Source organism: Nocardioides sp. (assembly GCF_035429765.1).
GTDB lineage: Bacteria > Actinomycetota > Actinomycetes > Propionibacteriales > Nocardioidaceae > Nocardioides.
The window spans coordinates 1-10,629 of record NZ_DAOMFK010000110.1 but is presented as its reverse complement, the minus strand read 5'-3'; the positions used below and the strand labels follow the sequence as shown (position 1 = coordinate 10,629).

Annotated in this window: 10 protein-coding genes; 2 read left to right on the top strand and 8 right to left on the bottom strand. The window is 73.2% G+C overall.

The features are described 5' to 3' along the window. From PLP61_RS11020 to PLP61_RS10995, 6 genes are all read right to left on the bottom strand, one after another. The coding region (locus tag PLP61_RS11020; RefSeq protein ID WP_324502762.1) for an AMP-binding protein at nt 1-298 on the bottom strand (298 nt) is incomplete at its 3' end. A 17-nt stretch (nt 299-315) separates the two neighbouring features. Continuing rightward, complete coding sequence (gene ppk2, locus PLP61_RS11015; RefSeq protein WP_324502761.1) at nt 316-1,209, bottom strand: polyphosphate kinase 2; 894 nt, start codon at nt 1,207-1,209, stop codon at nt 316-318. A 66-nt stretch (nt 1,210-1,275) separates the two neighbouring features. Further along, complete coding sequence (locus PLP61_RS11010; protein WP_324502760.1) at nt 1,276-4,110, bottom strand: FAD/NAD(P)-binding protein; 2,835 nt, start codon at nt 4,108-4,110, stop codon at nt 1,276-1,278. A 92-nt stretch (nt 4,111-4,202) separates the two neighbouring features. Next, nucleotides 4,203-5,462, bottom strand: a complete 1,260-nt coding sequence (locus PLP61_RS11005) for a zinc-dependent alcohol dehydrogenase (RefSeq protein WP_324502759.1) — start codon at nt 5,460-5,462, stop codon at nt 4,203-4,205. A gap of 307 nt (nt 5,463-5,769) precedes the next feature. Continuing rightward, entirely contained in the window at nt 5,770-6,576 is an 807-nt protein-coding gene (locus tag PLP61_RS11000) for a sigma-70 family RNA polymerase sigma factor (RefSeq protein WP_324502758.1), read from the bottom strand. Between the two features lie 125 nt (nt 6,577-6,701). After that, nucleotides 6,702-7,031 carry a plasmid stabilization protein gene (locus tag PLP61_RS10995; protein ID WP_324502757.1) on the bottom strand — a complete coding sequence of 110 codons (330 nt, stop codon included), beginning with the start codon at nt 7,029-7,031 and terminating at the stop codon, nt 6,702-6,704. 160 nt (nt 7,032-7,191) lie between these two features. Between PLP61_RS10995 and PLP61_RS10990 the strand changes: the two genes are divergently transcribed. After that, nucleotides 7,192-7,659 (top strand): hemerythrin domain-containing protein, encoded by a 468-nt coding sequence (locus PLP61_RS10990; protein WP_324502756.1) that lies wholly within the window; start codon nt 7,192-7,194, stop codon nt 7,657-7,659. A gap of 50 nt (nt 7,660-7,709) precedes the next feature. Here PLP61_RS10990 and PLP61_RS10985 read toward each other — a convergent pair whose 3' ends face one another. Further along, nucleotides 7,710-8,333, bottom strand: a complete 624-nt coding sequence (locus PLP61_RS10985) for a DUF6328 family protein (RefSeq protein ID WP_324502755.1) — start codon at nt 8,331-8,333, stop codon at nt 7,710-7,712. 70 nt (nt 8,334-8,403) lie between these two features. Between PLP61_RS10985 and PLP61_RS10980 the strand changes: the two genes are divergently transcribed. Beyond that, on the top strand, nt 8,404-9,558 hold the full coding sequence (locus PLP61_RS10980; protein WP_324502754.1) for a glycoside hydrolase family 6 protein: 1,155 nt from the start codon (nt 8,404-8,406) through the stop codon (nt 9,556-9,558). Here PLP61_RS10980 and PLP61_RS10975 read toward each other — a convergent pair. Then, a partial coding sequence (locus PLP61_RS10975) for a cryptochrome/photolyase family protein (RefSeq protein ID WP_324502753.1) occupies nt 9,533-10,629 on the bottom strand: 1,097 nt, incomplete at its 5' end. The two genes, PLP61_RS10980 and PLP61_RS10975, sit on opposite strands and share 26 nt — an antisense overlap.

The following is a 10,629-nucleotide window of genomic DNA, read 5'->3' as shown; positions in this document are numbered from 1 at the left end:
CGGGGTCGTCGGCGTCGACGGGCACGTAGCAGGCGCCGGCGGCCAGGACGCCCAGGATCGCGACGTACAGGTCGACGGTCCCCGACCGGATCCGGATCCCGACCCGGTCACCGCGCCCCACCCCCAGGTCGTTGAGCGCCTCGGCCAGCTCCTCGGCCGCCTCGTCCAGCTCGGCGTAGGTGAGGACCGCGGCGCCGTTGTCGACCGCCGGGTCGTCCGGGCGCGCCGCCACGCTCTCGCGGAAGATGTCGACCAGCGTGCGCGGTGCCGCGGCGTGGCCGGAGCGGAGCAGGCTCACCGGCGTCCCCGGACGCCTCAGTCGCCCACTGCCTCGCGGCCCCGGTGGACGATCCGTGGGTCGGGGGCGAGCACGATGTCGGGGTCCTTCCCCTCGTAGTCGAACAGGCTGAGGAACAGCCGCAGCGCGTTGATCCGGGCCCGCTTCTTGTCGTTGCTCTTCACCGTGTGCCACGGTGCGCGGTCGGTGTCGGTGCGCAGGAACATCTGCTCCTTCGCCTCGGTGTAGTCCTCCCACTTGTCCAGGCTCTCGAGGTCCATCGGGGAGAGCTTCCAGCGCCGGACCGGGTCGATCTGGCGGATGGCGAACCGGGTGCGCTGCTCCTGCTGGGTCACCGAGAACCAGAGCTTGGAGACCTGGATCCCGGACTCCAGCAGCATCTGCTCGAACAGCGGCGCCTGGGTCATGAAGGTGTCGTACTGCTCGTCGGTGCAGAACCCCATCACCCGCTCCACACCCGCGCGGTTGTACCAGGACCGGTCGAAGAGCACGATCTCCCCTGCGGTGGGCAGGTGCGAGACGTACCGCTGGAAGTACCACTGGCCCAGCTCGGTCGACGTCGGCTTCGTCAGCGCCACCACCCGCGCGGAACGTGGGTTGAGGTGCTCGACGAACCGCTTGATCGTGCCCCCCTTGCCGGCGGCGTCACGTCCCTCGAAGACGATCACGTGCTTCTCGCCGCTGTCCTGGGCCCAGTACTGGAACTTCAGCAGCTCGATCTGGAGGAGGTACTTCTCCACCTCGTAGTCGTTGCGGCTCATCAGCTCGTCGTACGGGTAGTTCTCCCGCCAGGTGTCCACGGCCCTGCCGTCGGGGCTGATCAGGAAGGGGTCCTCGCCATGGTCGTCGCGCACCGTGTAGCCCTGCTCCCGGAGGGAGTCGATGTACTCGCGCAGGCTCATCTTCTGCATGGGCACACTCTCTCGCACCCGGCCGGGCGTTGCACCGACGCCCGGCCGGATCGGCGCGGGTGGCGGTCAGAAGGCGATCTCGGCGCGCGGCGCGCGGGCCAGCGCGGCGAGGCGCCGGCGGTCCAGGGGGGAGGGCCGACGGTCCAGCCGGACGTCGAGCAGAGCGGCGGCCCGCTCGGCCTGCCCGTCGTTGACCAGGCAGAACAGCAGGGTCTCCTCCACCAGCTCGCGCTGCGCGGCCGAGCCGCCCACCCGCACCAGGACCGGCATCACCTCCGCGAGCAGGCGCCAGGCCCGGTTCCACTGGTTCTCCTGCACCGCGCTCAGCGCGTCGCACACCACGGCCACCACCGTGCGCACGGTGCCGTCCCCCGACCGGGCGCAGTGCTCACGCAGCTGGCGCAGCTCCTCGCTGCGTCCTGCAGCGGCCAGCGCGAACGCCGCGTGCAGCGCCGCGAACGGCGTCTCGGGTGCCCCGAGCAGCCCGCCGGGGACCACGTCGAGCACCGGATCGGCGGGCGGCGTCGCTCCCTCGCCGTCGAAGGCGGGCGGTGCCCCCAGCCCCGCGGCAGCGGCGCGGTCCCAGTCCACGGTGGTGATCCGCCAGCGCCACAGCAGGGAGGCCGAGTCGACCAGTCCGCGCACGCCGGTGACCGACGGGGGAGCCAGCTGGGAGTAGTAGCGGCGTCGTACGGCCTCGGTGTCGCCCAGGGTGAGCTCGTGCAGGGCGGCGTGCCAGGAGAAGTGCGCCCGGTGGCTGGCCGAGCGACCGCTCTCGGTGACCCAGTGGTCCAGCCACACCCGGCCCGCCTCGTGCTGCCCGGTCTCGTACAGCACGTGGGAGAGCGCGTGCACGGCGTGCCCCGACGACGGCTCGCACGACAGTGCGCTCTCCGCGAGCAGGCCGGCCTCGTCGTACCGGCCCTGCTCCTGACGGGTGAAGGCCAGCAGCGACGCGTACCACCAGTGGTCGCCGAAGGCCGGGCCCAGCCCCTCGACCAGGTCCCAGGCCTCCTGCTGCACGTCGGTCACCCCCGAGAACGCGATCGTGGGGACGGCGGCCGAGACCGCGAGGACGTCGCGCGGGTGGTGGGCGATGTGGGCCATCAGTGCCTGGTTGCCGGCCCCCCGAGTGTCCCTGACCCGCCGGGTGACCACGTCCACCAGGCTCACCTCCCGGGCGTCGCCCCGGGTGCGGACCGCCTCCTGGGCGGTCTTGAGGGACGCCACCACGTTGCCCGCGCTCCCGCCCTCGTGGGCGAGGAGCGCCAGCGCCGCGTGGGCCAGCGCGAAGCCGGGGTCGTGGACGGTTGCCTCCCTGATCAGCTCGTCGCCGCCGGACTGCAGCCGCAGCACCCGCTCCAGCCCTGCGTTGTACGACGCGGCGGCGTCCGCCGTCGTCGAGATCGGGAGCCCCAGCGGGTCGCGCGGCCGGGCGACCGGATGGTGGCCGCTGACCAGCCTGCCGTCGGCGAGTCGTCGGGGTAGCGGGGCCACCGCGTCGAGCACGGCGCCAGCCAGCACCCGAGCCTGGCTGCGGATCTCCGGGACCGCCGTGGACTCCCACAGCTCTCCTCGACGCAGGGGCCCGAGTGTCCAGATCGGGGCCTGTGTCGTACCGGCGGAGTCGACGAGGCGCCCGTGGTCGGTGCGGAAGCCCATCCCGCCGGTCGCGGCGACGGCCGGCGCCGCTCCCCCGCGGCGGCGCTGGAGGTCGTCGAGAAGAGGGTTGCGCACCTGACGCAGGTCGCCCTGCGGGCCGGTGCAGTTGACCACCCAGCCGACGTCGTGGCTGGTGCCGTCGGACAGCCGCACCCGAAGCCCGCCTCGGGGCAGCGGCTCGGCGTCGGTGACCTCGGCCGCGCCGACGGTGAGCCGGCCCGTCTCTCGCAGACCGAGAAGTGCGGCGGCCGTGGCCGGCGGCATCCGGTGCCGCAGCACTGCCCACTCCCCCGCGTCCCGGGCCAGGAACTCCGCCCGGTCCTCCTCCGACAGCCGGTTCCACAGGGTCGAGAGCTGGAAGCGCAGCCCGTCCACGGCCGGGCGCCAGTCGCCGGTCGAGGCGACGACGCCGGCCACGTGGCGGGCGGCGTCCTCGCGCAGCTCGGCCAGGGTGGTGCCCCACTCGCTGACGTCCGGGATCACGGCGAGCCGCTGCTCCTCGGTGTGGGCGCGAGGCAGCCGGCCGTGCCTGGAGAACGCGACCAGTCGCCGGTCCGGGCGGTTGCCCTCGCTGGTGAGGCTGAGGGTGACGTCGACCATGGTCAGCCCGGTCCCCACCAGCAGCACGTCGGGGGGAGCGGTACGGTCCCTGCGCACGACGTCCAGGGCTCCCGGGCGCCAGGGGTCCGGCACGAAGAACGCCGAGGACGCGAGGCCTGCGGGTACCCAGCCGCACCCGGGCTCGGGCAGCCCGGTGGCCACGACGGCGGCCTCCGCCGCGAGCTCGCGACCGTCGGACGTGGCGACGGCCACCCCGGTCGCGGTGGTGCGGACGCCCACGGCGGTGCTCCGCACGTGCCGCAGGGCGGCCAGCCCGTACGTCGAGGCGACCGCGTCGGCCAGCGTGTCGTCGAGGTAGAGCGCGAACTGCCGACGCGGTGCGAAGGTGCCTTGCTCGGCCACGCCGTCCGGGGACTGGCGGGCGAGCCAGGCTACGAAGTGCCCCGGGTCCTCCGGGAGGGCGCTCATCCCGGAGGCGGGCACGTTGAGGAGGTGCTCCCTCTCGGGAGTGCCGAAGGCGACGCCGCGTCCCCAGCGGTCGGCCGGGTCGACGAGCACCAGATCCACGGCGGTGGCCCGGCGGCCGGCGGTCGTGAGCAGGTGGATGGCGGCCAAGGTGCCTGAGGCTCCCGCCCCGATGACGACGACCGTGGGCCTGGTGACCTTCGGAACCTGCATGTCTTCCCCCTCGCGTCGGTACTCCGGAGGAGAAACTATACAAGATCAGTTGAGTTACTACGGTTAGAGCTGGCCCGGGTGTGTCGGTGCCCTCACCCGACGAGGTCCAGGTCGGGATTGGGGCGCAGCGTCACCTTGACCGCGGAGGCGCTCGGCCCGGCCGACGCCGTGCCGAGCGCCTCGGTCCACGCCGACAGGTCGAAGGTGTGGGTGACCACCGGGTCGACCAGGTACCCGGGGTCGGCGAGCCACTGCACGATCTCGGACATGGTGGTGCGGCCGTCCAGGCTGGGCTCGGGCCCCGAGTTGATCGTGCCCTGCACCGTGAGCTCGCGGTTCCACACCAGCGACCAGTCGACCGGCTGCTTGCCCGCGGCCCCCACCAGCACCACCGTTCCCGTGGGCCGCACCAGGTGCAGCGCCAGATCGATGGTGTCGCTGAGCCCGACGCAGTCGAAGACGACGTCCACGCCTTGCTCGAGGATGGGCACCTTGGTCAGCCGCGGCCGCACCACCCGTCCTCCGTCGGCGGCGGCCAGCGCCTCCACCGCGCCGGCCCCCGCGGGCAGCACCCGGCTGGCCCCGCACGCCAGGGCCTTCTCCGACCCGAAGGCGCCGGGGCTCACCACCGCGACGTCCAGGTCGGGGTGGAGCCGCCGCAGCGCCGCGACCGTGAGCAGGCCGATCGTGCCTGGCCCGATCACCACGGCGCGGTCACCGGTGCGCGTCCAGTGGAGCGCGGCGTGCAGGGCGATCGAGGCCGGCTCGGCGAGCACGGCGCGTGCCGAGGGGAGGTCACCCACCCGGTGGCACTGCGACTCGTGCGCGACGACGTACTCACCCCAGCCGCCGCCCAGGGCCGCGTCGAAGCCCTGCGTCGGCGCAGCGCAGCCGGTCCGCCCCGGCTCGTCGAACCGCTCGCAGACGTGGGGGTGGCCCTCCCGGCAGGTGCGGCACACCGGGTCGAAGCCCCGGTGGACGCACGACAGCACGGGATCCAGGACCACCCGGTCTCCCTCGGCGAGCCGGCGCACCCCCGGGCCCACCCGATCGACCACCCCCACGACCTCGTGGCCCAGGACCTGCCGCTCGGCGCGGTAGAACGCCGACAGCACGAAGGAGGACTTCGCGTGGGCCACCCCGACGTCGCTGCCGCACACCCCGGAGAGCTCCGGACGGATCCGCAGCCAGCCGGGGGCGTCGGGCAGCGTCGGCTCGGGCAGGTCGTCGACCAGCCGCAGCAGGCCGCCGGGCCCCCAGCCCGCGCTCTTCCCCAGGCCTCGCGGCACCTTCTGGGCGGCTGCCGTGAACAGGTACCGCTGCGTGGACAGCTCGGCCAGGATCGCGCGCATGTAAGCCTTCCGGTCGTGAGTGCGCGGTCACTATACGAGTCGCGGCAACGCGCGGTCCCCAGGGCTTACGCCCGACAGCCACAGCCACAGCCACAGCCAGAGCACCGGTGCCGGCAGTTAGTACGGTCCCCACGCGGGGTCCGGGAGGCCCCACGACCCCGCGTGGGGACCGTACTAACTCGGGGTCAGGTGTGGGAGGCCCGGGTCGGCCCTTACGCCCGCCCCGTGGCCCTGAGCGGCCCACGGGACGGGCTGGGGGGTCCGTTGCGGGAAAACAGCGACGGGTCGGCGGGAAACCAGCGACGGGTCAGGCGGTGGCGGCGAGGGCGGGCTCTGCGATCAGCTGCTCGCGCAGCTGACCCAGCACCCGGCTGAGGATCCGGGACACCTGCATCTGCGTGACGCCGATGTGGTGGCCCACCTCGCGCTGGGTGAGGCCCTCGACGAACCGCAGCCGCAGCACCGTCTGGTCCCGCGGGGGGAGCGCCGCGATCATCGGAGCGAGCACGACCCGGGTCTCGGAGCGGTCGTACTCCGGGTCCTCCACGCCCAGCCGGTCGCCGATGCTCGTCTGGGTGCCCTCCTGGCTGCTCACCGTCCGGTCGAGCGACTCGGAGTGGAAGCACCCGTCGAGCGTCAGCGCCTCGACCACGGTGGCCTCGTCGAGGTCCAGCTCCTCGGCGTACTCGCTGGTGGTGGGCTCACGCCCCAGCTCGTGGGTGAGCCGGAGCCGGGCATCCATGATCCGGTACTCGGCCTCCTGCACCCGCCGCGGCGGGCGCACGGTCCAGCCGTGGTCGCGGAAATGCCTCCGGAGCTCCCCTCGGATACAGGGGACGGCGTAGGACAGGAAGTCCGCGCCGTGCTCGGGACGGAAGGACCGGGTGGCCTTCACCAGCGCCCCGCGAGCGACCTGGGCCAGGTCGTCGTCGGGGATCCCGCGCCCGGAGTACCGGCTGGCGATCGCGTCGGCGACGCCGAGGTTGAGCTCGACCACGTCGTTCTGCAGACGTCGACGCGCGGGTGCCGACTGTTCGAGTGTGCAGCGTCGGAAGAGCTCGGCGGTGCGAGCGGAGCGGTCCGGTGAGCTGCTTGTGCGAAGAAGCGGGGACATCAGTGTCTCCTGCACAGCTACCCTGTGGCTCGGCCGTCTGTGTGACCGCACTGGGTACTGGCCAGGATACCCTGACTTCGGCGAGGCAAACCTTCCGGCCCGGGAATCTCCCCCCTGGCGCCGGGTCAGCCCCGTCCGACGGCCCTCTCCAGCTCGGCCTTGGTCATCCGCGAGCGTCCCTTGACCCCCTTGCGGCGCGCCTCTGCGTAGAGCTGGTCCCGCGTCCGGCCGCCCTCACCCCGGTGCGACCGCAGGCCGCCTCGCCGTCCTGAGGAGATGTCCTGGGTCGACGTCGTGCTCGCCGAGCGCGACTCCCCGGCCCGGGCCCTCTCCTTGTTGACGGTCCGGGCCGCGATCTCCTCGGCCTCGTCCTCGCTGTGCCCGCGGTCGAGCAGGCCCTCCTTGATGTGGTCGTACTGCCGCTCGCGCTTGCTGCTCCACGCCTGCTGAGGCATCGGCTGTCTCCTCACTCCTCGGACGGCGCGGCCCCTCCACGCCTCGGTACGGCGTACCCGGTCCGGCGCCGCGGCATGCCCCGCCGCGCAGCCGCGGTGCATCCCGGGCAGCCGACGGGGTACCCACCTGACCCACCCACCGAGACGACAAGGAGAGCCCATGTCCACCGATGCGATCACCCTCCTCAAGGACGACCACGCCGCCGTGAACAAGCTGTTCACCGAGTTCGAGCGCAGCCGGACCACGAGAGGACGCAAGCAGGAGATCGTCGAGGAGGTGATCCGGATGCTCACCGTGCACACCTACCTGGAGAACGAGGTGATGTACCCCGAGGTGTGCCGGCTGGTCCCCGACCTGGACGGCGACATCCTCGAGTCCTACGAGGAGCACCACGTCGCCGACGTGCTCAGCGCCGAGCTCAGCGCGATGGATCCCGGCGACGACCGTTACTTCCCCAAGTTCACGGTGCTGATGGAGAACGTCCGGCACCACGTGAAGGAGGAGGAGCAGGGCTGGTTCCCCGTCGTGCGCGAGAGCCTGTCGCGCACGCAGCTGCGCGAGATCGGCGCGCGCATGCTCGAGATGCGGCCGCACGCGCCGACCGCCCCGGCCACCACCGGGTCCTGACCGTGGCGAGCCGGGCGGGACGGCTCACAGGGAGCGGTTGACCGCCCGGCTCACCTCGTCGGGGTCGAGGCCGGAGTGGCGGAGCAGCTCGTCGAGCTTGGCCTCGACCCGCTCGCCGGACTCCGGCTCGGGGCGGCGTGCAGGCGGCGGTGCGCGGTCGGGAGGCCGAACCAGAGCCCGGCGAGGAGCAGGGCGAGGGAACCGGCGAGCAGGGCGGCCCAGGGCCCGAGGACCAGGCTGGCGGCCAGGTGGACCGAGCCGACCATGGCGAGCAGCACGGTCACCAGCCCCGCGATCGCCAGTCGGTGGGTCACCGCCACCACGTGCGCCTTGAGCCTCCTGCGGAAGGTCAGCCGGTGGTACATCACCGGGGCCAGCAGCATGGCCGCAGCGACCGCGCTGAGCACGAGCGAGACCACGTACACCCCTTGCTGCACCCGGTCGAGCGAGGGGAACCGGTTGGTGAAGGCCAGCCCGAGCAGGAAGGCGAACAGGATCTGCACCCCGGTCTGGGCGACGCGCACCTCCTGCAGCAGCTCGGCGAAGTTGCGGTCCAGACGTTGGACACCCGACTCCCCGCGCACCTGGAGGTTCCAGGCGTGGTGCTCGTCGTCGTGCCACCCCTCGCACTGTGCGCAGGGTGCGGCGATCACGTCCGTGGAGAGCGTCTGCACCGAGGATGCGTACCCGCGTCGGGCGGTCCGAAACTTGGGACTTCGCCGTGACCCTGGTTATGGTCCACGGATGTCTTTCTCGGTGCTGTCCTCCCGTACTGCTCTGCTCGTCGGTGCGCTCGGCCTGGGCCTGGCCGCCACCGTGCCGCTCGCGGCGACCGCGTCCAGCAGCGGGCCCCAGTCCGCGGCGGCCCGGGCCGCCGCCGTCGCAGAGCGGGTGCAGGTGGCCTCCCCGCGCAACCCGACCAACCCGCTCGCCGGGCACCGGTGGGGGGTCTACAAGGGCTCGGCGGACCCGGCCTGGGATCCCTACACCCGGGCACGCGGTACCACCAGGCAGCAGCTGGCCACCATCGCGCTGACTCCGAAGGCCAAGTTCTTCGGCAAGTGGATCCCGAACTCCGACATCGCGCGCAAGGTGCGTGAGTACATCGCCAACGCCACCGGCGGCGACCGCAACGTCTTGGTCCAGCTCACCCTGTTCCGGATGCAGCCCTGGGAGGCGGAGGCCTGCCGCCGGCTGCCGACGAAGGCCGAGCGCGCCTCCTACCGGCGCTACGTCGACACCTTCGCCCGGCAGATCGGCAGGACGCACGCGGCCGTGGTGGTCCAGCCGGATGGCCCGGTCGCCCGGTGCGCGCCGGGTGGTGGACGGGTACCCCTCCAGCTGCTGAGGTACACCACCCGCAGGCTCGAGGCCCAGCCGAACACCTCTGTCTACCTCGAGATGGGGTCGGCGGACTGGTTCAGCGACAAGCCGGGGGATGCCATCCGCCTGCTGCTCGCTGCCGGGGTCGCCCAGGCCCGCGGGTTCGCGCTGAACACCTCGCACTTCGACTCGGTCGGGCGTCAGATCGCCTTCGGCCGCAAGATCGTGGCCGGGCTCGCGCGGCGCGGCGTGCCCGGACGGCACTTCGTGATCGACACCTCGGACAACGGCCGTCCGTTCACCGGCACCTGGTGGCACCAGCGGCACGGTGACACCCCACTCGGACACGCGCAGCCGTGCCGACGGGCCGGCCAGCGGCACTGCGTGGCGCTGGGCATCCCCCCGACCACCGACGTCGCCGCCCCCCGGTGGGGCCTGCCTCCCCGGCTGCGCCGGGCCGCGGCCCAGAACGTCGACGCCTACCTGTGGATCAGCCGCCCCTGGCTCTACAACCAGGCGGGTTCGTTCGACCTGAAGCGGGCGCTCGCCGTCATCCGCTACTCCCCCTACCGCTAGCCTCGCGCGGCCCGAGGCCGGCGACCCGGTAGCGCGCCAGGGCGTCCGCACGCTCTGCGGCGTGGTCCACCGCCGGGGGCGGGTAGCCCCGCGACAGGCCCTCGGGGTGCTCCCAGGGCCGGTGGGCCGCGGGCCCGGGGAGGTGCCGCAGCTCGGGGACCCAGCGGCGCACGTAGTCGCCGTGGGGATCGAAGCGGAGCCCCTGGGAGACCGGGTTGAAGACCCGGAAGTAGGGAGCGGCGTCGGTGCCGGTGCCTGCGGTCCACTGCCACCCGCCGCTGTTGGAGGCCAGGTCGCCGTCCAGCAGGTGGTCCAAGAAGTGGCGGGCCCCGACCGGCCACCACACGTGCAGGTCCTTGACGAGGAAGCTCGCGGCGACCATGCGGACCCGGTTGGGCATCCATCCCTCCGCCAGGAGGTGGCGCATGCCCGCGTCGACCAGCGGGAACCCGGTGCTGCCCCGCCGCCACGACTCCACGAGCGCGTCCACCTCCGGGCCGCTGTCGTAGGCGAGCGCAGCGAGGTCGGTGCGCAGGTCCCGCCAGGCGGCGTCGGGCCGGTGCCAGAGGACGTCGGCGTAGAACTCCCGCCAGCACAGCTCGGCGACGAACCGGTCGACCGAGGCGTCGGCATGCTCCCCGGCCGGCGGGGACGCCGCGAGGTCGGCCAGCAGCGTGCGCGGGTGGATCTCGCCGTACTTCAACGGGACCGACAGCCGGCTGGTGGCGTCGAGGTCCGGACGGTCGCGCGCCTCGGCGTACTGCGCGAGGTCGTGGTCGCGGAACTCCTCCCACCGCCGGAGCGCCGCGTCCTCGCCGACCGGTCCGCTGTCGAAGGCAGCGGCGGTCGGCAGCGGCTCCCCCGGCACGCCGTGCACCCACCGGGTCTCGACCTCGGGGGCGGGAGCCGGCCAGCCGTGCGCGCGCCAGGCCCGGGAGAACGGGGTGAACACCTGGTACGGCGCGCCGGCCGCGGTGCGCACCCGCCCCGGCGACACGGCGTACGGCGTTCCGTGGGGCACGAGGGCACGCCCGCGCGACCCGAGCGCCCGGCCCACCCGGGCATCACGCC